Origin of the sequence: Marinomonas phaeophyticola (genome assembly GCF_026966905.1) — a bacterium.
GTDB lineage: Bacteria > Pseudomonadota > Gammaproteobacteria > Pseudomonadales > Marinomonadaceae > Marinomonas > Marinomonas phaeophyticola.
In genome coordinates this window covers 154,003-180,062 of the sequence record NZ_JAPUBN010000020.1, presented here as the reverse complement: position 1 = coordinate 180,062, position 26,060 = coordinate 154,003, and the positions used below count along the sequence as shown (strand labels likewise).

Below are 26,060 nucleotides of genomic sequence, written 5' to 3'. Positions count from 1 at the left end.
CACGACTGCAATGATATTGGGTTTGATAGAAAAGAATTGCCAAAGCTTTGTTTTTGAAAGCTTATTACAAAAGTGGAATAATCATGGATTTCATCCTACATTGGGATACAGCTATGAAAGTTTAACTACCTCATGGGAGGTAAATCCCGTTGGCCGTATAAGGTTGCTAACACAATGCCGCCAACTGTACACATTTTCACACGCATCATTAGTCGACAATAATCCTGACTGGAAAGCGCGTTTAGAACCTCTTTTTAACTTTATAATACAACATTATTATAAAAATGATCGCTGGTTGTTCTCTCTTGATGACAGCTTGAACATTCTTGATGAAAAAAGCGATTGCTATGCTCTTGCCTTTGTCATGCTATCTTTTAGCTATTATTACCAATCCACTGGGGATAAAAGAGCACTTGATTTTATTGACTCTACCCACATCTTTTTAGAAGAGAAAATGCGCTCAAAGCAAGGGGGGTATTTCGAATCTTATCCTATAGACAGTACGGTTATACGCAGACAAAACCCTCATATGCACCTGTTAGAGGGCTATATAGCCGCCTATAATGCCACTCAAAAAGAGGCGTATAAAACGGCTTTAATTGACATTCTAACCCTTGCAAAACAGCGTTTTTTTGACCCAAAAACCAATAGTCTTAGAGAGTTTTTTGACCTAAATTGGGCTTTTGATACTACGGCAGGACATATTATTGAACCAGGACATCACTTTGAATGGGTATGGCTATTACATCAATCCCATAAGATTAAGGCCGACCCTGAATATTTATCCATTGCTAATGCTTTGTGGAAAAAAGCCACCCAATATGGATTAGATCCGAATGGAGGCATCTACAATCAAATCCATGCGGAGACAAATCAAGCTCTTGATAAAGAGAAGAGAATTTGGCCAATAACAGAGTATTTAAAAGCCTTGTGCGTGCATATGAATAATGGTCGCAGTAAAGAAGAGCATCTGAAAAAAGCAATCAGCTTCATATTTACTCACTATTTCCATAGAGATGGCCACTGGAACGAATTTCTGTATGCCAATAATCAAGCAAAAGAACACCCTCTACCAGGGACAAGTAGTTACCATATATTTTTAGGTCTTTGGGAAGTGATTCAATGGTCCCAAAGCGTACAGAAAAAAACGAATTCTCGTGTAAACTGATCTTGCAATTTATAGGAAAACCATATGTATATAGTTACAGGCGGGGCCGGCTTTATTGGCAGTAATATTATTCAAGCATTAAACCAAAGAGGTATCGATAATATTTTAGTCGTTGATGACCTTACTGATGGTAAAAAATGTCGTAATCTTAGTGACTTAAATATTGCTGATTACATGGATATGCATGACTTTTTGAACGCAATAAAAAGTGACTCTTTAGCACTAGAAGTGACGGCTATTTTTCATGAAGGCGCGTGTTCTTCAACCACTGAGTGGGATGGGAAGTTTGTCATGGATGTAAACTACCAATATTCAAAAGCCGTTCTTCATTACTGCTTAAGTAAGAAAATTCCTTTTTCTTACGCGTCTTCGGCTTCTGTCTATGGCTCTGGCCCTGTTTTCAAAGAAGATCGCTCACAAGAAAATCCATTAAACATGTATGCCTTTTCTAAATTTCAATTTGATCAATATCTAAGGCGTCTATTACCAACAATTGAAAGCCAGGTTTGTGGGTTTCGATATTTCAATGTTTATGGACCTCGCGAGCAACATAAAGGCTCAATGGCCAGTGTCGCCTTCCATCTGAGGAATCAAATATTAGCTGGAGAGAATCCGAAATTATTTGGTGAATATGATGGTTATGAAGCTGGCGGGCAAAGTCGTGATTTTATCTATGTAGAAGATCTCGTAAATACGAAGCTTTGGTTCTTAGACAACCCTCAACATTCTGGCATATTTAATCTTGGCACTGGCAAAGCCGAACCGTTTAGAACCATTGCAGAGACGGTCATTCAATACTATGGACGAGGCGAAATTGAATACATAGATTTCCCCGAGCATCTTAAAGGAGTGTATCAAAGCTTTACTGAAGCTGATATTAGCCAACTACGGAACATTGGTTATGAAGGTGAATTTCGCGGCCTAGCAAAAGGTGTAACCGACTACTTAACTTGGTTAGAACAACATGGCTAAATATCTCATTGTTGGTCCATCTTGGGTAGGCGATATGGTAATGGCACAAAGCCTATTCAGTCGACTAAAAAAAGATGACGAAAACGCGATTATTGACGTAATTGGTCCTGCTTGGTCAGCTCCAATCCTAGCAAGAATGGCAGAAGTAAGAAACGCCATTACCTTAGAAACAGGTCACGGTGAATGGGGTATTAAAACACGTCAAAAACTAGGTAAAAAACTGCAAGCGGAGCAATATGACAAAGCGATTATCTTGCCTCGCTCTTGGAAATCGGCACTTGTGCCCTTTTTTGCAAAGATTCCAATAAGAGTCGGTTTTCATGGAGAACAGCGCTTTGTATTATTAACTGAGCGCCGAAAACTGGATAAAGGCATTTTAAACCAAACGGTTAAACGATTCACTTCTTTAGGTGTAGAGCAGAACAAAGCGTATCCACCAACGCCTTTAATAAACCCAAAATTACTCGTTGATCAAGACAATCAAATGCACTTATTGTCTCAGCTCAACTTATCAAAAGACAAACCAGCCATTGCGCTAATGGCTGGAGCTGAATTTGGCCCATCGAAGCAGTGGCCTCTTAAGCACTTCCATGAAGTCGCACAGCACTTTATCAACAAGGGGTATCAAATTTGGGTATTAGGAGGACCGAAAGATAAAGAAGACGCTGACAAAATAGTTCAGGATTTGGGTGCATACGCGTTTAATTTGTGTGGTAAAACCAAATTAGTCGATGCAATAGATCTACTTGCTTATGCAGAACAAGCCATCAGTAATGATTCAGGATTGATGCATGTGGCCGCGGCTGTGGGTACTTATGTGCATGGAATTTACGGTTCAACCAGTGAACTTTTTACGCCACCACTTACAGAAAAAAAGACCATTCACAATTTGCACCTAGACTGCTCTCCTTGTTTTAAAAGGAACTGCCCTCTTGGGCATACTAATTGTCAAAACGATCTGACACCAGACAATGTGATAAAAACGGTGTAACTACCAAAATAGCGTTAAATAGATTAATAATCTCCGGAGGGTCAATGTTTTTTCATAAACATCCGTCTATTTAACGCCTTCTTGCATGATAGAAGTGAGTAAGTGTTCAATCGTATACTGCTTTTTAATCTCATCAGCAATCGTTACTAAAGGTACATTCAGAAAATCGCGAATACTTCTCGTATCTAAACCTAAAACATAGACATTATGTTCATGGTAGAAATCATAATTGACGATATCTTTATTTTTCGTCAGTAATTTTTTATTCAAAAAAAGGGCCTCAAGCGCACGAGTCGTTAGCCCTTCTTGTTCCCCTTGACTCACTTCTAGTAGACAAGTTGCCTTTGATGCTCGCAGCAAATACTCATCGTAAGAAATATAGCTTTCAGAAAATAATGTCAATTCCTCTTTCTTATAGCTTTTTCGCTTATCCTTGATTAAATGGCAATCAAACTCAATATCCATATTGGTCAGTTCTTGTTGAACATTTTTTAGGAAATACAAACGCCCTTTATCCACCCCAGAAAAGAAAACACGATGCTTTTCGGCATTAAAGGTTAAATTCTCCTCTTCATCAGAATTTAAAAAACGCAATACTTGGGGATGGTATTGAAAACCGAATTCGGCCGCATCCGCTTTATCAAAGGTCCAAATCTTTATCTTATTAACTTTACAGTACCAAAGTAAAAATACTCGGCGTTTAGCACTCATTGAAGAAACGGGATTCCAAAGCCAAAGGGCTTTTTCGACAGGATGATTCTTAGAATAATGATCCAAAGCAAGTATATCTTCCATAGCAAAGTAGATAAGCAGAGATTCCTTATCCTCCTTATGACTCGATAAGATAGATCTGAAGATAATATAAAAACGCTTTAGAGCCGCCAATTTAGTCTTCGATTTAAAGTTCGACACTATGGTGTGTTTTTCATGAGAGTTACCATCAAAAACAAATTTGGATAGGTAAAAATCATTACGAACAATAGATACTTTTTTCATTAAAGATGCTTATCCAGACCAGACTCTATCCATTGCAATTTGTTTTCAATCGTATTATTTAAAATTTCATCATTCAGCTCAAGACTCGCACGAGTATTTTCTTTGTGATATAGGTGAAAACCGACACCAGAAAATTTTAAATAAAACCGCTGAATACCTTTGTTCAACATGCGAATAACCATCTCACTGTCTTCACGGCCCCAACCTTCAAAGGCTTCGTTATAGCCATTTATGGCAACAATATCTTGCTTCCAAAAAGCAATGTTGCAACCACGCGTCGATTTATCAGAATTCCAAACTTTTGAAAACATTCTACTTAGAAAGGGACAGCTCAAGGTATTATGGCGGTTTCGTAGCCCTTTAGTGAAAAAGGTAGGTATTTTAAATTCCTGAAGAATTTTCTCACTGAGATCATAACCCATTAATACTCGTCCACCCTGAACAAAAAAATTCGGCTTCGCGGCGGCAATATGCGATGCCACAAAATCTTTAGCCATCAGAATATCACCATCAATAATAATAATATAATCGCCTGTTGCCTTCGCAATTGCTTTATTTCGACTCCTGGCTAAGCGAAAGCCATCATCTTCTTGCCAACTATGTATGAGTGGAACAGGGAATGTCTTTGCATAATCCTTTATTAAAGCGGCCGTGTCTTCTCTTGAGCCATCATCAGCAATAATGACCTCGTACGGTAGAGTGTTCTGTTTAATAATACTCTGCAACACCACTGCCAATGCTTCTTTCCAGTTGTAGGTAGTGACAATCAAGGACACTTTCATTTGTTTAACTCCGCTTGCTCTCTGAGCCATAAATCAATGTATTTTACAAAAGTCGAGTGCATGCCTAACCAAGCAAGAATGAATCCATGGCGACCGTCTAAAAAGCCACGTTTTATAAAGTACATTTTCATAAAACAAGCTATTGCGTGTAATAGCGCTGTACCTAATCCAGACTTTTTCTTACCTTCTCTTTGATCTGTCCAAGCCTTAAGGTAACCTGTTGTCTTATTAATATAGTGATGTAGATTTTCATAGGTATCATGATACAAAACCCCTGCCTCTATTTTTTTCGTTTTCAAGCCCTCTGCAACAACCACTTTTTCATGGACTAAAGCATCATTATAAGCGGCTTTTTCTCTAGGATATAAACGAATAATCCAGTCTGGGCTCCAGCCAGAATGATGTATATATTTCCCAAAGGCTTTTGTAAGTCGGTTTATTTGATAACAGCTATCTAATGAGGAGGTTTCGACTTTTTCTTGAATCGATACTTTGAGTTCTGGTGAAACAAATTCATCTGCATCGAGAACCAATACCCAGTCAGAAGACATATAAGATTGAGCAAGTTGTCGCTGTTTACCAAATCCTGGCCACTCTACATTCTGGTGAATAATTGCTTGATATTTTTCTGCAATCGCCAAAGTGCCATCTGTACTACCAGAATCAACAATGACAATTTCATCTACCCATCCAGAAACCGAAGAAAGACATTTATCTAAATGCTTTTCTTCATTTTTAACGATCATCAAAACGCCGAGCGTCTTTACATTACTCATATTAATCCGGTTTTACAGTTGCCCAGATAATTCAAAATATTTCTTGGCAACTAAAAGGTTAATTTTATGTTCTCTTTCTATATTTTTAAATTGTTCGGTATACGCTTGAGCATTTTTAATAATAGCTTCAGCCAATTCAGGATGATCATTGTAATATTGAATTTTTTCTTCGAGGTCACTGAAATCATCATCAAGCAGTACGTAGTGAACATTAGGAATTAAACGCCCTTCCATATACCAGGTTTCGAAACGGGGTCGTCTCATAAAACACAATGAGTTAGAGGACATAATCCACTTAAGATTGGTCGCTACGTCTTTACCTTCAACACTAATAATGTATTTATAATCAAGCTGCTGCTCGATAGAAAGAAAACCCTTGAAGCCGACATCCGTTTTCAAACTCTCATCACTATGACCAACATCACAGAGAGGGTGAGTAGCAAACTTATCGGTTAAGATTTTTCGATGCTTTTGATAGATCATTCCTCGCCAAACCGCTTGGCTTTTCTTATTTCTAAATGCTTTTTTATCCTCAAGAAAATTATAGTGACGAATGGCATTTAACTTCAAAAGCACTGAAGCGTGATTATCCGCTAGAATAGGTCGACTTTTCACAAATGAAGGTTCAGCAGGCACATGGATAACATCACCAAAAACATAGCTAAACCTTAATTTTTTGGGAAAAAACTTAACGATTTTTTTAGTGTCTGCATAATAAGCAAAACTCTTATCCTTTTTAAAGTGTTCGATCTCAACCGCGGATAATAGCCTAGGATAAGTGTGATCTTTACAGTAATAATCTACTCTTTGCTGCACCTCATTATCAACCACAAAGTCTGATAACAAGGATTGGTAATATCTAAATTCAGGCTTACTTATGCGTATCCATTCCGATAAATAATACCAAATTTTTTTCGCTCTTTTTTTAGATAATTAAAATCTTTCATTTTTTAAAAATATGCCATTATGAATCAATACCAAACAAATCACGTGTATATACCTTATCAGAAACCCCTTCAATGTCTGCAGTGATACGGTTTGCAACAATTACGTCGCTCATACTCTTAAATTCGTCAAGGTCACGAACGACTCGAGACCCATAAAAATAGTCATCTGTTAAAACAGGCTCATATACAACAATTTCAACCCCTTTTGCTTTAATTCGCTTCATCACCCCTTGAACCGCGGAGGCCCTAAAATTATCCGAGCCCACTTTCATCACCAATCGGTAGATCCCCACTACATTAGGACTCTTACTAAGAATCGATTTTGCAATAAAATCTTTACGAGTCACATTCGCAGCAACAATGGCTTTAACAAGGTTATTAGGTACTTTATCGTAATTAGCTAGCAACTGCTTAGTGTCTTTCGGCAAGCAATAACCACCATAACCAAAAGACGGGTTATTATAATGATCACCGATACGGGCATCCGAACTGACTCCTTTAATAATCTGTTTTGAATCCAGTCCATGAGTTTCAGCAAAACTATCAAGTTCATTAAAAAATGCGACCCGCATAGCCAAATAGGTGTTAGCAAATAATTTAATCGCTTCCGCTTCTGTCGAACCTGTTAGTAAGATTTCTATCTCTTTCTTTTTAGCCGCTTTAGCAAGTAAATTTGCGAATACATTGGCTCTTTCTGACTCTTCTCCAACAATAATTCGGGATGGATAAAGGTTATCATAAAGTGCCTTGCCTTCTCGAAGAAACTCTGGGGAAAAAATAAGGTTTGATGTTTTAAAAGTTGCAGACGCCTTCTCGGTAAAGCCCACAGGTACGGTAGATTTTACAACCATGGTGGCTAAAGGATTTATTTTAATAATATCTTCTATCACAGACTCAACTAATGAGGTATTAAAATAATTGGTATCTGGATCATAATCTGTTGGTGTAGCGATAATAATAAAATTGGCATTCTTATAAGCATCGTATTTATCCAGTGTCGCTCTAAAGTTAAGATCTTCATTTTTAAGGTAGTGTTCAACATCAACATCGGCGATTGGAGAAATACCTTTATTTAATAACTCAACTTTCTCTTCCATAATATCCAATGCAACGACTTCATTATGCTGCGCAAGAAGCAACGCATTTGAAATACCAACATAACCTGTTCCAACAACTGCTATTTTCATTTTGGTTCCATAGTTACCTAAATAAGTACGGTTTGCATTTTATGAATCTTTATTCAGGGATTCAATCAAAACAGAGCTAGAGAAGCAAAAGATAAAAATAAAGACAGCAAAAAAATCATAATCAGGCTAACCTAAAAGAAAACAACAATACGGAGTAAGCCTATGAAGTTTGAACTTGTTGATCGTCAGGGATATATCCCAGATTTAGTCTATGGGGAAGCCGGTAAGGAACTCGCTTGTTTTGTGCCAGATAATTATAAATGGCAGCAAGTTAATTACTTAAATGGGGAAGGTGATGTGTTAATTGATGGACACACATGGCGCTTTTTCTTTGCTCAAGAAGGCATTGGCGTTAAATTAATTGATGGCATAGTCACCCTGAAAGAAGCAGAGTCGTTTCTTTCGGCTGTAAAAGTGAAAATTTGGGGTGAAGACAATCAACAGATTCAAATGTTTATTGCCGGTACTACACCTAGATAATATCAATAACTCAAAGAGTAAAAATGAAAAGCGCCTACTCGACTTAATAACACATTCAGTCCAATAGGCGCGCAACCATAAAGAAAGCCCGAGTTCAATCAAAATGAGGAGTGAACTGAACATCACCTTGAATACTCTCGTTTGGTGCTAACATTTGAGTTCCTCCTAATACATCTGGTAAATCAATGTTATTAAAAGAGTTCGTCGTATGAGTTACAGGCTCAAGGCAGAAAAAAGCCTTTTCAGCGACATTATGAGTAGGGACAGGTTCAGGTGAGTATACAACCACATTACGAAAGATATCTGATGCATTAATCGTTAAATGACCGCCATGAGAAGGCCATGTTAATGTTGCTTTTCCATCCCAGCCAGTAAAGTTATTATCTAAACCCACCTCTAAATGTCCTTTTCTAAAATTAAGCACCGCATCTGTTTCCGTTTTATGGAGGTTAGGAATCACTAACTCATCACTAAACCATTGACCTGTTGAATTAAAGCGAACCAACATATCAGGCTCATACAGGAAGTAGGGGTGCATTCCCATACCTGCAGGCATCGTTTTTTCACTTGTGTTTAACAGTTTCAGACGAACATTCAAACCTTTATCATTAAGCTCAAAAACTTGCTCAGCTTCATAAGAATATGGCCACCCACAACCCTCCACAGATGTGTTAGGAAACGTAAAAACGATAACCGCACGGGAGGATGTTTGCTCAACGATATTCCATTTACCAAGCCAACTATGCCCGTGATTAATCAGCGGCCAGACATCTACATTTGAGGTTAACTGATATTCACTGTTTTCAATAACAAGTTTATTATTTGCTATTCGATTAGAGAAAGGAAATAGCGGAAAAGAAGCCGCTTTTAATGCATCGATAGGACTTTGTAGCTCTGACAGTATCGTCGGTTTTAACCAGTCAATTTTCGTACCATTTTTAACTGATACAAAATGTGTAATAACCCCTCCTTTCTCTGGGCAGATACCCACCTCGTACACGTCATTCTTTATTACTATCACTGAGTCACTCATAATCACACCTTAGCATTATCCATTAATCTTCTTGGGATTCTCTCACCAAACGCATCATTCTTTTAGACCACAAACTCCAAGAGCCAACAAATACTCTTTTAGAGTCTATACCCGCTATAGTGGAAGCAAGAACATTATGACAAGCGGTAACACCAGAGCCACAATAGTGTACAAAAGGTTTATCTTCCTGGTTCAAAGCCTCAAATTCTTCTCGTAAGATTGATGCAGATTTAAACAAGCCACTTTTTTCTAAATTGTTCGAGAACGGGCGATTTTTTGCGCCAGGAATATGGCCTGCAACTGGATCCATAGACTCTTCTTCGCCATTAAAACGTTCCGCTGCTCGCGCATCAAGTAAACAAAATTGATTTAGCTCGAAGTTATTGATCACCTCGTTCTCATCGACAGAGAGAGCAAAATCAGTTTGATTTAACATCATTTTTTCTGTAGCTAGTATTTCTGATCCAATACCAAACTCAGTAGGCAGCCCTAAACGATTCCATTCAGGAAATCCTCCATCTAATACATAAGAACAAATTCCTAGCTGTGTCAGCATCCACCAACACCTTGACGCAATCGCTCCCCCCATATCATCATACACAACCACAGTACTGTCTTTAGTAATACCCAGAGATTGCATTGTTGTTAAAAATACCTCAAGTGAAGGTAAAGGGTGTCTTCCAGTTTCCTCTGTTTCTGTTGCTGCCAACTGTGTATGTAGATCAACAAAGCGTGCGTTAGGAATATGGCTTTCTATATAAAGTTGGCGGCCTTTTTCATGATCCAATAAATAAAAACGACTGTCTAAAACTACTATTGACTCATTGCTCAATTGAGAAACAAGCTCATCACTAGAAATTAATGCCTTCACAATCACCTCACGCTTATTTGATGTTTATTGTCATAATAATTTTATATTTAATCAGATATTTCTATAGACAACATGTTTTTTTTGATAGAATTTTTAACTCATTCAATATTCACCACTTTTATAGCACCCCTATCCCCCCATGAAGCGCATTGATATCGTTCTTACTGAAAAAAACATAGCTAAATCACGCTCCCAAGCTCAAACCTTTATTAACGAAAAAAGAGTCTTCGTTAATCTAAAAGGAGAGCTTACCTTAATTACAAAACCGAGCTTTAAAATTGATCCTGAAGCTGAAATTCAGCTGCAACACAGCGAGGCAGACCAGTTTGTTTCACGAGGAGCCCTTAAATTAGTCGGTGCTTTAGAATACTCTCAACTCGATATCAGCAACTTCCAGGTCTTAGATGTTGGTCAATCTACCGGAGGCTTTACCGACTGCGCCTTACAACACGGTGCTGAAAAAGTAGTGGGAGTGGAAGTGGGACATGATCAACTGGACACCTCTCTCATCAAAGATCCTAGAGTTATCTGCTTAGAAGGGGTGAATGCACGTAATCTTAGCGTGGATGATTTAGGAGAACACTTTCCCAAAAATGGATTTGATTTGGCCGTTATGGATGTTTCTTTTATATCTCAAGAAAAAATACTGCCTCAACTCCCTGAGTTATTGACAGATAGCGGCCACTTAATTTCTCTGGTAAAGCCACAATTTGAAGTCGGTAAAGAAGGAATCGGCAAAGGAGGCATCGTAAAAGACCCTAATCTATTTAAACAAGTGGAAGAACGCATTTGTCATCTAGTCAAAGAACTAGGCCTGTCAATTCAAAGCTATACGGAAAGCCCAATTAAAGGAGGAGATGGTAATAGAGAATTTCTTTTATGGGCAAAAAAAGAGTAAATCAGTAAAGAATGCCACTAGGAGGCCATTTCGTCGTAATTAATACTCGAATCTATTTTTAGTGTCTCTTCATCTTTATGCTCTAACTCAGAGATATATTTCTTGGCCATAACAAACCCAACACAACCAAAGATAATAGACCCTACAGCTTGACCAAACAATATGCCTTCAGCTCCCATAATCCATGAAAAAACAATAATTAAAGGCCAAGTTCCTAAGGTTGCACGAGCAAAATTCAATCCGGTTCCAACATAAGGACGCCCAAGATTATTAAAGGTAGCAAGAGCTATAAATAATAAGCTTTGAAAAAAGAAGCTAAAGGATATAACAGTAGCAAAAAATTGAATTAAATCAGCTGTTGTACCTGTTGCATTAAAGGTCTCAATCAACCAACTTTGGGATAGGTAAAGCAGCAAACACATAACCAGGCAATAACAAAAACTGTAAATAACCGCACTCGTCAAAGTGCTTTTCATCCGGTCAAAGGATTTTGCACCAAAGTTTTGTCCCAAGATAGGTCCAACAGCGCCAGAAAGCGCAAACAAACCTCCAAACACAACAGGAATGATACGACCAATAATGGCAATACCCGCCACAACCTCATCTCCGAAAGCCGCTGTATGTTCCATCACGATTAAATTAGCCAATGGTGATGATAAGTTCGTCAGCATTGCAGGAACAGCAATTAACGAAATAACCTTAATATCATGATAAAAATCCAAGAGGTCAAATTGAGCCAACATCTTATGAAGATGAATAACACAGTAGTAAGTGACTCCTACCATGGAAATTCGCGCAATCAAAGACGCTATCGCCGCCCCTTGAACCTCTAAACCGAATGCGAAAATAAAAATAGGGTCAAGCAACGCATTCACCAGACCACCAATAAGTGTCGCATACATAGCTCTTCTTGCATCACCGATGGCCCTCATGATTCCTGACCCTATCATGGCAATCATAACCGCAGGCATGCCCAAAATTAGGATTTGCAAATACTCAATGGATAAATCTAACGTTTTACTCCCCGCTCCAATATACAAAAGTAAATTCGGTATATTAGGATAGATAAACCAAACAAGAGCAGAGGACAAAACCACCCCATAAGCAAGCGAGTTGACTGAACGTCGTTTAGCTAACGCCATATCTCCAGCCCCTACAGCTCTAGAGATAAGAGCCGTGGCGGCAATAGAGACCGCAATACTGATTGAAATCGTAAAAAATAAGATGGTACTAGCAAAGCCAACCGCGGCAACCGCCTCTTTTTTTCCAAGCATGGATAGAAACCACATATCAACAAGGTCAACCAGAAACATACACATAAGCCCGAGAGCACCTGTCGCGGACATCACCACAACATGCTTTAATGTCGAACCTTGAGTAAATTTTGCCCTTGTAGGCATTTGCATCTCCAAATGTGACGAAAAGAATACCAATAAAAAAACCGAACACGCTATGAAGCACGTTCGGCTTTATTTATTTTCTCATGTATCCCAATTCTAACAAACCCTAAAAAATGAATAGTTTTAGGGTTTACGCTATATTTAATGTACTTCAGTCGCCTTCTTATCAAATACCACTTTTTCAACATCGGAATAACGGCTAGCAAAATGCACCGTCATTCCATCTTTAATAGTATCTGGCAACTCTTCATAATCGCGGCGATTGGCCTCAGGAAGAATGAGTTCATGTATTTTTATACGTTTTGCCGCAATAACTTTTTCTCGAATACCTCCAACCGCAAGGACTTGACCAGTTAAAGTGAGCTCTCCTGTCATAGCAAGCGGTCTTTTTATTGGTTCACTTCTAGCCAGAGACATTAAAGCGGTTGCCATGGTCACGCCAGCACTTGGCCCATCTTTAGGGGTGGCCCCTTCTGGCACATGTAAATGGATAAGACACTTATCAAAAAACTCAGGATGTAATTGATAAGACTTAGTATGGGAACAAACATAAGAATAGGCTATTTCAGCGGATTCTTTCATGACCTCACCAAGTTTTCCGGTTAATTTCAACCCACGGCTTAACTCATGAATTTTGTTGGCTTCAATAGGCAAGGTCGCCCCCCCATAGACGTCCACGCTAATCCTGTGACCACACCCACACCACGAATACTTTTCTCTGCTCTGAAATAAGGCATACCTAGCAAGGTTTCTATGTCTTTAACACCCACATTAATACTATCAGCCTCATTCAACATAAGCTGCACAACGGACTTTCGAAGTATTTTTTGTAGCAGTTTATCCATACCTCGAACACCCGCTTCACGGGCATAGTCTTCAATTACATGCTTTAAGGCGGCATCCGTTATATTTAGTTGCTTCTTAAGTAATTTATTTTTCTTCAGTAATTTTGGCCATAAGTGTTGTTTCGCAATGGCTAACTTTTCTTCTGCCGTATATCCAGAAAGTCTGATAACATCCATGCGATCTAATAAAGGGGCAGGTATAGTATCTAATTGGTTTGCAGTACAAACAAACAAGGTTTTAGACAGATCAATTCTCATATCCAAGTAATGATCAAGAAATTCCGAGTTTTGTTCAGGATCAAGGGCTTCTAGTAAAGCCGAAGCAGGATCACCCTGAAAAGATGAACCAATTTTATCGACTTCATCGAGCATGATAACGGGATTTTCAACTTGTACATCTTTCAACGCTTGTACAAACTTACTAGGTAAAGCGCCAATATAAGTTCTACGATGTCCTTTAATTTCGGCTTCATCGCGCATTCCACCTAAGCTGAAACGATAAAATTTACGATTTAATGCATCCGCTATGGATTTACCTATTGAGGTTTTACCAACGCCAGGCGGACCAACAAGCAACATAATCGACCCTCCCATTTCTTGACGATGAGCACCTAACGCAAGAAACTCGACAATTCGATCTTTGACATCATCTAAGCCTGCGTGTTGTTTTTCAAGAACGTCTCTGGCCGCTTTAATATCCAAGTTATCATCAGAATGAACACCCCAAGGAAGAGAGGTCGCCCAATCAAGGTAGTTACGTGTGACACCGTATTCAGGTGAACCGGGCTCTAATACACCTAACTTATTCAACTCTTCATCAACCTTAATTTGTACAGACTCTGGAATCGTCTTTCCTAACAATCGCTCTTTAAAGGTATCTAAATCTGATGTTTTATCGTCTTTAGTTAGGCCCAACTCTTTTTGAATCACTTTAAGTTGTTCTTTTAAGAAAAACTCTCTCTGATGCTGGCTCAGTTTTTCATTTACCTCTGCACTAATTTCATTTTGTAGTCTTGCAATCTCCAATTCTTTTTTTATCAAAATCAATGCTAAATTTAATCTAGGTTGAATCGCATGAGTCGCTAACACCTCATATAACTCTTCAGGTTCAGCAGAGGTGATAGAGGAAGCAAAATCGGCTAACAGGCCAGGTTCGTTAAATGAAAAACGGCCTAAATACTGTTTTAAATCTTCACTAAATAGTGGGTTAAGACGAATCAGCTGTTTAATACTATCAAGTAACGCGATTGTGTACGCTTTGGACTCATCATCTTTAACTTTGCTATCCGTTAAATATCTAACTCTCGCTAAATAAGGCGCATCTTCATTCAGCCATTCAATCACTTCAAAACGCTTGATTCCTTGAGCTAGGAACGTCATTTTGTCATTTTCTAAAGCGGCTTTATGCACTCTTGCCACACAACCAATGGATCTAAAATCATTAATAGATGGCATCCCTGCTTTTACTTTTTCAGCGTATACCAGCCCCACCACATTTTGATGAACATCAGAAATTTTTTCTAATGTTTCCTCCCAAGGGTTCGCATCTACCATAACGGGCTGAACCTGAGCTGGAAAAAAAGGTCGACTGGATATTGGCAGCAAATAAAGTGTATCGGGCAAAACATCCTCAGGTAAGGCTAATGCTTTAGGATCATCGATAACAACATCAGAATCTTCCAGCAAATCATTATGTTGGGTATCGTCAGTAACAGTGTCTTCTAGGTATTCTTCATCATTATTCATATACTTTCTCAGTGAATCAGGTAATGGAACTCACAAATATCTTTTTATCTATGTAATGACAAAAGTGATGATTACAACTATAAGCAAATGAAAACAAACACATAATATTTATCCGCTATATGCTATTATTTTACCATCTGAAAAAAGAAAACCCTTTTTCAAACCTATATTAAAGGAGCTAATTTTATGAAATCAGCTGATATTTTAAAAAAATACCCAGATATCACCGTTATTGATCACCCTTTTGTACAGCATAAACTGACCAGTTTACGAGATAAAAACACCAGCACTAGAGAGTTTCGAATGCTCGTTGAAGAACTTGGAACCTTAATTGGATACGAAGCGACAAGAGATTTAGAAACAATTGATATTGAGGTAGAAACCCCTCTAGAAAAGGCTATGTGCCCCGTTCTAAAAGGTAAAAAACTATGTATAGTAACTATTATGAGAGCAGGAAATGGTCTAGCTGAAGGGGTGTTAAAACTGTCTCCTTCAGCACGTGTAGGTCACATTGGAATGTATCGAGATCCAGAAACAAAACAACCTGTAGATTATTATTTAAAGATGCCACATTCGATTGATGAGCGTACCATAATTGTCGTTGACCCGATGCTAGCAACTGGCAACTCCGCTGCCGCCGCTATTGAAAAAATGAAAAAAATGGGGGCTAAAGACATTCGTTTTATCTGTCTTTTTGCCGCGCCAGAAGGTATAGAAGCCTTTAAAGAAGAGCACAGTGACGTTCCAATGTATATTGGCTCAATCGATAGAGAGTTAGATGAACATGCTTATATTCGCCCAGGGGTTGGCGATGCTGGCGATCGTATTTATGGTACGCGTTAACAGAAAATGATATAAAAAAGACCTTCAGATAAGGTCTTTTTTATTATTTATAATCACTTCGTGAAGAAGTGCTACCCCCGTAATCCTATGTAGATTCCTGCGCTAGCCATTATAGTACCTGCAATTCGGTTCAAACCTTTCATTGACTTCTCTGATCTTAAGAAGCGTTTCGCCTGTGAAGCACCAAAAGCGATAAGAGTCAGCCCACACAGTAAAGCAAAGAATGTCAGCACAGACGCTACAACAACATCTTGGGAACTTAGCAGCGTTAAATCTATAAAAGTCGGTAAAAAAGCAATGTAAAAGATAATTACCTTAGGATTAGATGCCGAAATAAGGAACCCTTGAACAAAGCTAGCAATAACACTCCCTACTTGTGAACGGCGATCAAAAGACGATTCGTCAATTTCAACTTTAGTCGTCCACATTTTCCACCCAAGATAAACAAGATATACAGCCCCAATAATGCGAATCGCAATAAATAGTTCTTCCCATGTCGCTGCTACCGTAGCTAACCCTAAACAGGCCATAACTAAGTAAGCGATGTCACTAATCACCATCCCAATGCTTAACCACAAACAAGACTGGGCGCCATGAACCATACTTCGAGCTAGTATGGCAAATACTCCCGGACCAGGTGTAATTCCGAAAATGAAAATGGCAATAAAAAAGGTAACACCGCTTTCAACTGTCATGACTCGTTATCTCTTAATTATTGAATTCCACAAGCAGCAAGTGTCATTTGAATAATAAAGTCTTTCGCCTCTTCAAAGTCGTCCTCTTCTAGCTTAGGTTTATTGAGAACAATCTTTATTTGAGCATCGAAGTCCGCATAAGTTTGAGTCATTGCCCATAAACTTATAAATAAATGCTCTGTTGAGACCGGTTTCATCAACCCTTTCTCTACCCAGCTCTCGATGATGCGCTTTTCTCTTGCCAATTCAACAACAAACCTCTCCTTCAAAAACTCCAATACGAAAGGTTCTTCGCCCATTAACGCCATTGCAAACACTTTCGATGCATTAGCATGCTCTCGAGAATGATCTATTTTTTCACAAATATAACGTGTAAATGAGAATTTTGGTGAGTCATCTTCATCAAATGCACTTACTGAATCTAACCACAACTCTAAAATATTTTCTAAAACGGCTTCAAGAAGATCTTTCTTAGAGCGGAAATAGTAATGAATATTCGCTTTAGGCAATTCGGCTTCATCAGCAATCATTTGAGTTGTTGTTTTAGCTAATCCCTGCCTAGCAAAAACTTTTTCGGCGCAGTTCAAAATATGCGCTTGATTTTGTTCACGTATATGGATTTTTAACTGATCCTTAGCACGCTTTGTATCTGTCAACAAAAGGACACCTCTCAATAAGAATTGTAAATCACGTTAGCCTGTACGAGGCTAGTAAAAATTGATACAGAAGGGATAGCACGGAGAATACAATAACATCCTTTTAATAAAGGAAAAAGGATCACGTATTTAAGACAGCAGAAAAAATACTAATGTAATCGATAAATTAACTTTTAAAAATTTTTCAATAAAAAAAGGGAGCAATTGCTCCCTATTTCCCCTCACAACAAATTAACTCAATGACTATAGGCATTCATCATTGTTTAAACTGTTGCACCACGTTGGCTCAGTTATCTATTTGATAGTGTGATTTCTACATCATCAAATGAGATGTTTTTTTGAAACACGTCAATAAAACGAAAATTTCATAAAGCAAATTATAAACACAATATTTTCTTTAAACAATAGACTTAACTACATTTTTTGACCACTTGTTCAACTTTTCTATTTTTTTAATTCTATTCTGTTTCTACCGTTACGTTTAGCTTTATACAAGGCATCATCCGCAAACTTAAATATCTGCTCTGAATCAGTACTTGATTGAGACTCACAAGCCCCCATACTGACCGTAACCTGAACATTTTTCTGAGTGCCTTTCTTGACATCGAATACACTCACTTTCATATTTTGAACAGATTCTCTTAGGTGTTCTAAACTGTCTTCAATATCAGACCACTGCTTATTAAAAAACAAAATCGTAAATTCTTCTCCACCATAGCGAAACACTTTACCTCCCTGCTCTACTTTAGCGAGTTCTTGAGCAACACGATAAAGTACTGAATCCCCCATATCGTGACCATAGGTATCATTAAATTTCTTAAAGTGATCTATATCAGCCATGACAACAATATAATTTTTAGGGAGGGCTAACAGTTTTTCATTCAAAGCCCTCCGACTATTTATCTGAGTCAGATCATCTATATAAGCCATTTTATGGCTCTCTATTAATAAATATAGCACCCAAATTAGAAGGGTACCTGACATTAGCAAAGACGCTTGCTCTTTTACATTAACAATATAGAACACAATCAATAGAGCAACTTGGGTAATAAAAATACTCGTACACAAAGCATTAGCACTTTGCCACCAATGAATAATTCCTGATAATAAACACCCAACAATAATCAAAATCAACAGCACGCTTGACCAAGTGTAATGCTGCCCCTCCAAAACAGCTTCATTCAGGAAAAAAATGATATCCACCCTTTTTCAAACGCAATACACCAGGCAAATAACATCCCCATAAAAGCAATTCGATTAATAGCAAATCGATTAAAAAAACCTCTCTCCTGTATTAGAGAAACAATAGATAAATTTAAAATAACCACCATTAAATAACCTAAAGATAGAGAACCCTCTAAAGAAAAAAATAATTGATAGAGAGGAATTCCTAGCAAAAAAGAAATGATCAATAGACGCCCTTTATTAAAGTGCCAAGCAAGCAAAACAAGTACGACGACGAGAGCAAAGGGCAAATAAAGGAGAACAGTTAGCCAAACGGCTGGCGCCAAATACATGTAAACCCCTGCGTATAAGCACACAGTAATGACAAGTAATGGCATGAGCAGTACGCTTAACTTTTTAGGCATAGCAGTATTTTTGAACACCTTTAATCATAGAATAGGTCGGTATTCTGCCTTTAATATGCTTTTTTTCATCAATAATCCCTCTTTTGTACAATGCTTAACATACATGAACACGATATAACGCATGCTAGAAAACAAGTAAAAATAATGAACTACATACAAAAGCTGTCTTTCGTCGCTTTTTTTCGCAATAATATACCTACAAAATGGCTCTATTTTCAGGCTCCACAGTAATGTGTTAGTTTATACAATTGCGCGCGACCGCTTTTTTAATACGCATAGGTTTCTATTAGTTATGGAACGAAAAATATTATGGGTACTTTCCTTCTTAGTTATATTCATTTTATGGCTAAAACTGGAACCTGTTGAACAATCAGAACCGAATAATAGTTTGATCGAAAATACGACACCTTCGATTAATAAAAATTCGTCTAAACAACCTTCTGAGAGATATGCTCAAACAGAAGAAGAGACACCTATTGAAGAAACAATAGAATTGGATGAGCTAGAAAACAATGATGCTCAAGATAAAATCAAGATAGCATCGCAACACACACCTCCAGACTTCGCCAACATAAATGACATTCGAGAAAGAAAAGACGCCTTTTTTAACTACCTCCTCCCTTTTGTTATTGAAAAGAACAGCTTATTAGTCAGGGATAGAGAAAAAATTTATACCATTTTAGCCAGTGAAGAACCGCCTTCAAGAGAGGATAAGAGATGGTTAAAAGCATTACGAGAAATATTTAAATTAGAAAAAGTGGATGTTTATACTCATGAAAGTATCTCCGAATTGCTTTTATACGTGGATATAATCCCTGAATCTTTAGTGTTGGCTCAAGCCGCAAATGAGTCCGCTTGGGGTACATCAAGGTTCGCTTTAGAAGGAAATAATTATTTCGGACAATGGTGCTTCAGAAAAGGGTGTGGTCTTGTTCCTGAACAGAGAGACGATGAAGCAGAACATGAAGTCAGAAGGTTTAAAAATGCCAGACAATCTGTTTTTGCTTACATTGATAATTTGAACATAAATAGGGCTTACGCAGACCTGAGAGAAAAAAGATCCGAATTGCGCCAAAACGGACAAGAGATTACGGGATTAACCTTAGCATCTGGACTACACAGTTATTCAGAAAGAGGTCAAGATTATATAGATGAAATTGAAAGCCTTATTAGCTATAACGAGCTATGGAAGTTCAATCAAAATAAAGATATTTCAAAAGAGAAATAACCTCACCGTTATGAGAGAAGAACCTCTAATAACGCTCGATTATAGAGGTGTCGCTTCATTGAAATCATTATCTATTTCAGGCTAGCTAAGGTGGCAATCCTTCTTTACAATAGCTAGCCTTTTTCATTCACTTTCAAACGAGGAAATTCATTTGGCCCGTTTACCTGTTATTGTTGGCTTTGGCGGAATCAACTCAGCTGGCCGTTCTTCATCTCACCAAGCTTATAGAAGAATTGTTATCGATATGTTGCCGAGCTCTGTTCAACAGGAGGTGTTGCTTGATTTAGCAACACTAACTAATACTGCTGAACATCGAAATGGAATCTGGTACACAGACTCAGGTGAGCAGCTAGATGCAAACACATTACTTGCCACATTTAGTGATGAGATTTTGACAAAAACATTAATAAGGCGAATCCATCCGTCATTTTTTGATGTCGACAATGTTGTTTTGCATAAATCCTCTGTGTTATCCCCTAGTGCTACAGATGATCATATTAGCTTTACAATCAAAACACGCTCTTTACCCGACAAACTGCCTGAGAACTGGACCGTCTTGCCTCTTTCTAACTCTCTTTCAGAGGTAACAGTAGAAGGCAATTTAGAAGCACTAATAAAAGACACGAAAGAACTCAGTGTTAAATCTGCAGGACAACTTCCTACAGGATTTGACCCCTCTACAATGTATCAAAGCCGTAACCACCCCCGAGGCCTTCAGATGACTGTCTACGGAGCATCGGATGCGATTAATAGCAGCGGGATTCCTTGGGCTAAGATACGCGACAGTGTTTCTCCAGATAAAGTTGCCGTTTTTGCAGCAAATTCTATTGGTCAAATGGACGACCTTGGATTTGGAGGCATGTTAAAATCCGCTTTACAAGGAAAGCGAACTACATCCAAACATCTGCCACTTGGCTATGCTCAAATGCCAGCCGATTTCGTAAATGCCTATGTTCTTGGTAGTGCTGGTGTTGTTGGTACATCGATCGGAGCCTGTGCAACTTACTTTTTTAATTTAGAAAAGGCGATTGCAGGCATTAAGTCTGGAGAAATTAGAGTCGCTATGGTTGGCGGCAGTGATGCACCTATTACCCCAGAAATCATCGAAGGGTTTCGTACTATGGGGGCTCTAGCTGAAGACAGTGCTTTATTAGCACTAGACTCTATCAAAGACCAACAAGAGCCTGACCACACTCAAAGTTGTCGACCATTTGCAAATAACTGTGGGTTTACTATTGGCGAATCGAGTCAATGGACTTTACTCATGGATGATGAACTAGCACTAGAGCTAGGCGCAAATATTCATGGAGCCATTCCCGCTGTTTATGCTTTTGCTGATGGACATAAAAAGTCCATCTCTGCACCTGGCATTGGTAACTATTTAACTATGGGTAAAGCCATGGCGTATTTAAAGAACATTATCGGTGAAGACGGCTTACATAATAGATGCTTTATTCAAGCTCATGGAACCAGTACGCCTCAAAACAGGATTACCGAATCCCATGTTTTAAGCCAAGTAGCCAAAAGCTTTGGAGCAAAAAACATTCCTGTCACTGCCGTGAAAGCATTTTTAGGACACTCACAGGGAACGGCAGGAGGAGATCAACTACATATTTCTCTTGGTGTTTGGGAACATGGTATTTTACCGGGTATCACTACGACAAAATCACTTGCTGAAGACGTCCATACTGAAGGGTTATCCTTTCAGCTTAATCATCAAGAATATGGTAAAGAGTACTTTGACGGTGCATTACTCAACTCAAAAGGGTTTGGGGGAAATAATGGAACCGCGGTTCTATTAGCACCTCACAAAGTAATGCAAATGCTCACAAATAAATACTCTCAGGAAACTATGAATCGTTATTTTGAGTTGAACAATGAAACCAAAGAACGAAGCGAAATGTACAATAAGCAGGCCATTCTTGGTGAATCAAAACCGGTATATCATTTCGGGCAAAACGTATTGACGGGAGAGGATTTATCTATTACGAAAGATAAGATTCGCTTACCTGGATATGCAATTGACGTAGATTTAAATATAAAAAATGATCTAGAAGAGTATCTATAGTTATTTAATACGTAGGAAGGAGAACCAACACAATGTCCTTCCTGCGTTTGCTTCTTTGATAAGAGCTTATAATTATTCATGGCAATTATATAATCAAATAACTCAATTTACTTCCAACAGTACAACTCATTAATCAATTGTTACACTAAGCAATATAACTAATTTCACTTTCCTGACGATCTAGCTTTATACATTCCTGCTAAACTAGATGCTATTATTCACAGCAGAAAGGGTAATAAATGAAACTCATCAATATCACATCTTTATGTCTTATAAGCAGTCTAACTTTTTCTGCAGACTATAAGATTGATCCTGAACATTCAGCGGTTACCTTTGAAATAGGCCATTTAGGGATTAGCACCATGTCTGGTCACTTTAAAAATTTTGAAGGTAAATTCTCCTTTAGTGAAGACATGAAGACTATTAGTACTCATTTATCAGTACAAACAAACAGTGTTGATAGTAACCATGAAGCAAGAGATAAACACTTAAGAGGCCCTGATTTTTTTGATGTTAAACAGTTTCCCACCATGGAATTTAAAGGTAAGAATTACGAAAACAATACTCTCACAGGTGATCTTACCTTACATGGAATAACTAGAACAATTTCTTTTAACGTTCATAAAACAGGTGAAGGAAAAGACCCATGGGGAGGATATAGAGTCGGCTTTATAGCATCAACCACCATAAAGCGCAGCGAGTTTGGCATGACCTACTTTATTCCAGGCGCCTCAGACAAAACCAAAGTAAAGGTTTTTATCGAGGCTGTGCGACAATAATACACATCGAAGAAAAGCCATGTATCAGGATTCAAACAACTTTATTAGTATTTTGCTATTTAATACCATTCTCGTACCCTTTATAGCCTCTGTTACTATTATTTTTTTAATTGCTAAAGTATCCCCTTTTGCTAAAGGTATCGGCCTATCCATCAGCCTTTTAGTAACGCTCAACCAAATACACAGCAGCTTACAATTCCCACCAGCTAATGCCTTGGACTTTTTATCTACTACTGCGTTGATTGGTGCTGGAAGCTCTTTGGTTACTCATTTTCCACACAGAGTAAGTTTCAAAAGTTTCAAAAGTTTCAAAAGTTTCAAAACCATCCTACTTTTCATTAGTGCATTCAGCTCTGCCTTTCTGTTACTAAACCCAGTATTGAAGCATGGTCAAAATTTTGATTTCATCCTTATCCCACTTTTCATTACGTTAACATTACAAGCAACATTAGCATTACTCTCTACTGAAAAGTTGGAACAAAATAAGAATCACATCCTCTCAATTCACTCCACATTAATAAACCTCATAATAACCGCCTCAGCAAGTGCATTATTAGTAGCCATGGGTGGCAGCATTATTATTGGACAATTAATCGGTGGGTTTACCGCTATTCTATGTGCCTATTTACTGGTTTGCTTGCGAAGAAGAGAAAGTAGCGAAGAGATTACTTTTTTTACACTACTAGTACTAAGTGGATTACTATCTCAAGCAAACATTCTTGCTGAGATTTCACTTAACACCATCGTACTATTATGGCTTTGCCTGTGGGTATTACCATTAACACGTTATTTTACAGAAGCAATTACCATAAGATTTTTTGTGCAACTGTCCTTTACTGCAATCATTGTACTTTTAAGTTTATAAATTTAAGAGTTAAGACGACTTGTTACTAAACAGTGATAAAACCAATAAGTCATTCACCTTCAACCTTTAAAAATTGTGCGAGAGGAACGCCAAAGAGATAAAACAAATGCGGTTACCACCCCAGCTAAAGCCCCAAAAGTAAGTAAGTAAACAAATTTATCTATAGGCAATGCTAAAACAGCTTGAATAAAAAAGAGATTTGGCATTACCGAAAATAACCAAATACCAATAATCAGGAAGACTCCATCAATAAAAGACACAAAACGTGTTTTCACAAGCAGCCAAGCATTAAAATAAACATAGCAAATAACACTAACAGAGAATAAAGCCACAAAAATAGGGTCTTCACTCTTATCCTCAATTAAAATTTTTGGTGCGGCTAAACTCCAAAGACCACCTAATACAAAAAGCAAACATATCGTCAAAAACACAGCCTTATGATTTATTTTTTGCAAAACAGGTCTCCTTTAAAATACTATTTGTTAAATACTATATGCGCTGATAAAGATCTTTTACTAATTTACGCAAACTTGCTCTCCAAGGCCTTTGCTTAACACCAAAATGATTAAACACTCTTCGACATGATAAAGATTGCCTCCTAACTAAAACAATATCCTCAGAGTCCGGAAAGCAATCACTAATCGCTTCAACGCTCACAGGAGCTTTTGGATCAAACTGACCCGCGGTAGCTAAAATAGCCTCAACAAAACCATACCAACTAATTTCCTCAGAACAACAATAGTGATAGACCCCAGTATTAGTAGAGCCATTATAATGCTGCTTAATCATGGTTAGAATAACTCGAGCTAAGTCAGATACAGGTGATGGACTACCGACAAAACTGTCATTATGAGCTAAATTCACTCTTTTTTTAATTAGATCAATTGTACGACAAACAAAGTCATCATTTTTACCACTAAACAGCCATCCTGTACGCAGCACAATGTTTTGGGAAAGAGAAAGAAAACAGTTCTCAGATTCAATTAACGATAAAGAGTACGAATCCTTAGAGTCAGGTAAATCATTTTCATCATAAGCCGTTTCTTTATCCCCAGAAAAAACAAGAGCACTACTAATCATTACCACTTGAGTATTACTTCTTTCAGAGTAATCAACCAAAGCATTTCTAAAACTCTGATAGCGAGAATCAAGGCACCGATCCATACTCAGAGCATCAATAATTACATCGCACTCAATGCCCTGTAGAAACTCAGAGCTATAATCGTGTTTAAATAACTCATTACAAGAAAGAGAATACCATTCAAACTCAGGTAACTCCGCAGAAAACAATAAAAGTGCTTCTCCAACAACGGTATCACTGCCTAGTAATACTATCCGTATTGGTGCATTTATATCTCGATTACGATTCAACTCTAGAACCCCTCATCATATTTGGGAATACTCTATTGATATTGATAGATGTATGATATTCAATATCCTGTAGAGATTGTTGTCTAATTTCAGCGATAGCATGGGCAATGAGAGGAATATTCAAAGGCGTATTCCTCTCACCTTGTTGACCTGCAATAGGCATATCAGGTGAGTCTGTTTCTAGTACATAATCTTCGCTACCCAACTCTCTGACAACTTTAATCGATTTGAGTGCTCTTGTGTAAGTAATATTACCACCAATACCTAGCACAAAGCCGAGTTCAATAAAGCGCTTCGCTTGAACCATACTGCCACTGAAACCATGCACCACACCACCATTCATGAACCGACTGTTTTTTAATTCTTTATACAAAAGATCATAACTTCGTCGAGCATGCAAAATTATTGGAAGCGTCAACGCTTTAGCCACATCTAATTGAGATCTAAAGAAGACCAACTGTATTTCTAAAGGAAGTGAAGTTGGCCAAATATCCAAACCGATTTCACCTACAGCAATGGCTGAGTTTAACTCGCAGAAATCACCTAAAAGTTCAATTGAGCTGAGCTTTTCTTGCTCTAAAAAATAAGGATGAATACCATAAGCCATTGATAAAGTAGAATAGTCATCCAATAACAAAGCTTGTTTATTCCAAGCGTTAAATTGAGTACCTGGGATAATAAAGTGACCTACCCCTCTCTTCAGACATGAGGCTACAATTTGTTCTCTATCGGAATCAAAAACGGAGAAATCTAAATGACAATGACTATCTATATACATTATTAGAATTATCCAGCAAATTCACCAAAACACCAGCATAAAAAAACCGCTCTATATATTTAAAAATACATAGAGCGGTTTTATTTTATACAATGA

General features: G+C 37.9%; 26 protein-coding genes and 1 pseudogene. 10 read left to right on the top strand and 17 right to left on the bottom strand.

Translation table 11 applies throughout. The features are described from left to right. The first annotated feature begins 10 nt into the window (after positions 1-10). From O1D97_RS17030 to waaF, 3 genes are read left to right on the top strand one after another with little or no spacing between them, the layout of a single operon-like run. The gene (locus tag O1D97_RS17030) at positions 11-1,168 is read left to right on the top strand and encodes an AGE family epimerase/isomerase (protein ID WP_269127355.1); all 1,158 of its coding nucleotides are present in this window, start codon (positions 11-13) and stop codon (positions 1,166-1,168) included. Positions 1,169-1,192: 24 nt separating this feature from the next. Next, positions 1,193-2,140, top strand: coding sequence for an ADP-glyceromanno-heptose 6-epimerase (gene rfaD / locus O1D97_RS17025; RefSeq protein ID WP_269127354.1), 948 nt, complete (start codon positions 1,193-1,195; stop codon positions 2,138-2,140). Then, positions 2,133-3,131, top strand: coding sequence for a lipopolysaccharide heptosyltransferase II (waaF, locus tag O1D97_RS17020; RefSeq protein ID WP_269127353.1), 999 nt, complete (start codon positions 2,133-2,135; stop codon positions 3,129-3,131). Before rfaD ends, waaF begins: the two co-directional genes overlap by 8 nt. 66 nt (positions 3,132-3,197) lie before the next feature. Here waaF and O1D97_RS17015 read toward each other — a convergent pair whose 3' ends face one another. The 5 genes from O1D97_RS17015 to O1D97_RS16995 form a co-directional block, all read right to left on the bottom strand. Then, complete coding sequence (locus O1D97_RS17015) at positions 3,198-4,127, bottom strand: WaaS/CpsH family glycosyltransferase (RefSeq protein WP_269127352.1); 930 nt, start codon at positions 4,125-4,127, stop codon at positions 3,198-3,200. Beyond that, positions 4,127-4,909, bottom strand: coding sequence for a glycosyltransferase family 2 protein (locus O1D97_RS17010; RefSeq protein WP_269127351.1), 783 nt, complete (start codon positions 4,907-4,909; stop codon positions 4,127-4,129). Before O1D97_RS17010 ends, O1D97_RS17015 begins: the two co-directional genes overlap by 1 nt. Beyond that, a complete protein-coding gene (locus O1D97_RS17005; protein WP_269127350.1) occupies positions 4,906-5,685 on the bottom strand; it encodes a glycosyltransferase family 2 protein in 780 nt (259 codons plus the stop codon). Before O1D97_RS17005 ends, O1D97_RS17010 begins: the two co-directional genes overlap by 4 nt. Positions 5,686-5,697: 12 nt before the next feature. Further along, the gene (locus tag O1D97_RS17000) at positions 5,698-6,531 is read right to left on the bottom strand and encodes a glycosyl transferase family 90 (protein ID WP_269127349.1); all 834 of its coding nucleotides are present in this window, start codon (positions 6,529-6,531) and stop codon (positions 5,698-5,700) included. A 118-nt stretch (positions 6,532-6,649) separates the two neighbouring features. After that, a complete protein-coding gene (locus tag O1D97_RS16995; RefSeq protein WP_269127348.1) occupies positions 6,650-7,819 on the bottom strand; it encodes a nucleotide sugar dehydrogenase in 1,170 nt (389 codons plus the stop codon). A 162-nt stretch (positions 7,820-7,981) separates the two neighbouring features. On the opposite strand from O1D97_RS16995, the gene O1D97_RS16990 reads away from it, so the two are divergent. Beyond that, the gene (locus O1D97_RS16990) at positions 7,982-8,299 is read left to right on the top strand and encodes a hypothetical protein (protein WP_269127347.1); all 318 of its coding nucleotides are present in this window, start codon (positions 7,982-7,984) and stop codon (positions 8,297-8,299) included. A gap of 94 nt (positions 8,300-8,393) precedes the next feature. Here the strand turns inward: O1D97_RS16990 and O1D97_RS16985 are convergent, their stop codons facing one another. Next, positions 8,394-9,332 carry an aldose 1-epimerase gene (locus tag O1D97_RS16985; RefSeq protein ID WP_269127346.1) on the bottom strand — a complete coding sequence of 313 codons (939 nt, stop codon included), beginning with the start codon at positions 9,330-9,332 and terminating at the stop codon, positions 8,394-8,396. Between the two features lie 22 nt (positions 9,333-9,354). After that, entirely contained in the window at positions 9,355-10,203 is an 849-nt protein-coding gene (locus tag O1D97_RS16980; protein WP_269127345.1) for a sulfurtransferase, read from the bottom strand. A gap of 139 nt (positions 10,204-10,342) precedes the next feature. Between O1D97_RS16980 and O1D97_RS16975 the strand changes: the two genes are divergently transcribed. Continuing rightward, positions 10,343-11,101: a TlyA family RNA methyltransferase gene (locus tag O1D97_RS16975; RefSeq protein WP_269127344.1), complete on the top strand. Its 759-nt coding sequence runs from the start codon at positions 10,343-10,345 to the stop codon at positions 11,099-11,101. 17 nt (positions 11,102-11,118) lie between these two features. Here O1D97_RS16975 and O1D97_RS16970 read toward each other — a convergent pair whose 3' ends face one another. From O1D97_RS16970 to lon, 3 genes and pseudogenes are all read right to left on the bottom strand, one after another. Continuing rightward, entirely contained in the window at positions 11,119-12,501 is a 1,383-nt protein-coding gene (locus O1D97_RS16970) for an MATE family efflux transporter (protein WP_269127343.1), read from the bottom strand. Positions 12,502-12,642: 141 nt separating this feature from the next. Further along, positions 12,643-13,211 (bottom strand): annotated as a pseudogene (locus O1D97_RS16965) (S16 family serine protease); the annotation flags it as partial. Continuing rightward, positions 13,122-14,900, bottom strand: a complete 1,779-nt coding sequence (gene lon, locus O1D97_RS16960) for an endopeptidase La (protein WP_269127430.1) — start codon at positions 14,898-14,900, stop codon at positions 13,122-13,124. The pseudogene O1D97_RS16965 and the gene lon, both read right to left, overlap by 90 nt. Positions 14,901-15,278: 378 nt before the next feature. Here lon and upp point away from each other — a divergent pair, with 378 nt between their 5' ends. After that, positions 15,279-15,935 carry a uracil phosphoribosyltransferase gene (gene upp / locus O1D97_RS16955; RefSeq protein WP_269127342.1) on the top strand — a complete coding sequence of 219 codons (657 nt, stop codon included), beginning with the start codon at positions 15,279-15,281 and terminating at the stop codon, positions 15,933-15,935. A gap of 71 nt (positions 15,936-16,006) precedes the next feature. Here upp and O1D97_RS16950 read toward each other — a convergent pair whose 3' ends face one another. The 4 genes from O1D97_RS16950 to O1D97_RS16935 form a co-directional block, all read right to left on the bottom strand. Next, complete coding sequence (locus O1D97_RS16950; protein ID WP_269127341.1) at positions 16,007-16,630, bottom strand: LysE family translocator; 624 nt, start codon at positions 16,628-16,630, stop codon at positions 16,007-16,009. A 17-nt stretch (positions 16,631-16,647) separates the two neighbouring features. Next, positions 16,648-17,286, bottom strand: coding sequence for a TetR/AcrR family transcriptional regulator (locus O1D97_RS16945; protein WP_269127340.1), 639 nt, complete (start codon positions 17,284-17,286; stop codon positions 16,648-16,650). Between the two features lie 444 nt (positions 17,287-17,730). Further along, a complete protein-coding gene (locus tag O1D97_RS16940; RefSeq protein WP_269127339.1) occupies positions 17,731-18,489 on the bottom strand; it encodes a GGDEF domain-containing protein in 759 nt (252 codons plus the stop codon). Beyond that, complete coding sequence (locus O1D97_RS16935; protein WP_269127338.1) at positions 18,468-18,875, bottom strand: hypothetical protein; 408 nt, start codon at positions 18,873-18,875, stop codon at positions 18,468-18,470. The genes O1D97_RS16940 and O1D97_RS16935 overlap by 22 nt, the downstream gene beginning before the upstream one ends. 292 nt (positions 18,876-19,167) lie before the next feature. Between O1D97_RS16935 and O1D97_RS16930 the strand changes: the two genes are divergently transcribed. From O1D97_RS16930 to O1D97_RS16915, 4 genes are all read left to right on the top strand, one after another. Continuing rightward, positions 19,168-20,103, top strand: a complete 936-nt coding sequence (locus O1D97_RS16930) for a glucosaminidase domain-containing protein (RefSeq protein ID WP_269127337.1) — start codon at positions 19,168-19,170, stop codon at positions 20,101-20,103. 151 nt (positions 20,104-20,254) lie between these two features. Then, positions 20,255-22,171, top strand: coding sequence for a beta-ketoacyl synthase (locus O1D97_RS16925; protein WP_269127336.1), 1,917 nt, complete (start codon positions 20,255-20,257; stop codon positions 22,169-22,171). A gap of 239 nt (positions 22,172-22,410) precedes the next feature. Beyond that, the gene (locus O1D97_RS16920) at positions 22,411-22,950 is read left to right on the top strand and encodes a YceI family protein (protein WP_269127335.1); all 540 of its coding nucleotides are present in this window, start codon (positions 22,411-22,413) and stop codon (positions 22,948-22,950) included. Between the two features lie 19 nt (positions 22,951-22,969). Further along, positions 22,970-23,815 (top strand): hypothetical protein, encoded by an 846-nt coding sequence (locus tag O1D97_RS16915; RefSeq protein WP_269127334.1) that lies wholly within the window; start codon positions 22,970-22,972, stop codon positions 23,813-23,815. 59 nt (positions 23,816-23,874) lie between these two features. Here the strand turns inward: O1D97_RS16915 and O1D97_RS16910 are convergent, their stop codons facing one another. The 3 genes from O1D97_RS16910 to O1D97_RS16900 are packed head-to-tail and all read right to left on the bottom strand — an operon-like array spanning position 23,875 to position 25,964. After that, a complete protein-coding gene (locus O1D97_RS16910) occupies positions 23,875-24,270 on the bottom strand; it encodes a hypothetical protein (protein WP_269127333.1) in 396 nt (131 codons plus the stop codon). A 34-nt stretch (positions 24,271-24,304) separates the two neighbouring features. Next, the gene (locus O1D97_RS16905) at positions 24,305-25,186 is read right to left on the bottom strand and encodes an SDR family oxidoreductase (protein ID WP_269127332.1); all 882 of its coding nucleotides are present in this window, start codon (positions 25,184-25,186) and stop codon (positions 24,305-24,307) included. After that, positions 25,176-25,964: a TatD family hydrolase gene (locus O1D97_RS16900; RefSeq protein ID WP_269127331.1), complete on the bottom strand. Its 789-nt coding sequence runs from the start codon at positions 25,962-25,964 to the stop codon at positions 25,176-25,178. The genes O1D97_RS16905 and O1D97_RS16900 overlap by 11 nt, the downstream gene beginning before the upstream one ends. Positions 25,965-26,060: the final 96 nt, after the last annotated feature.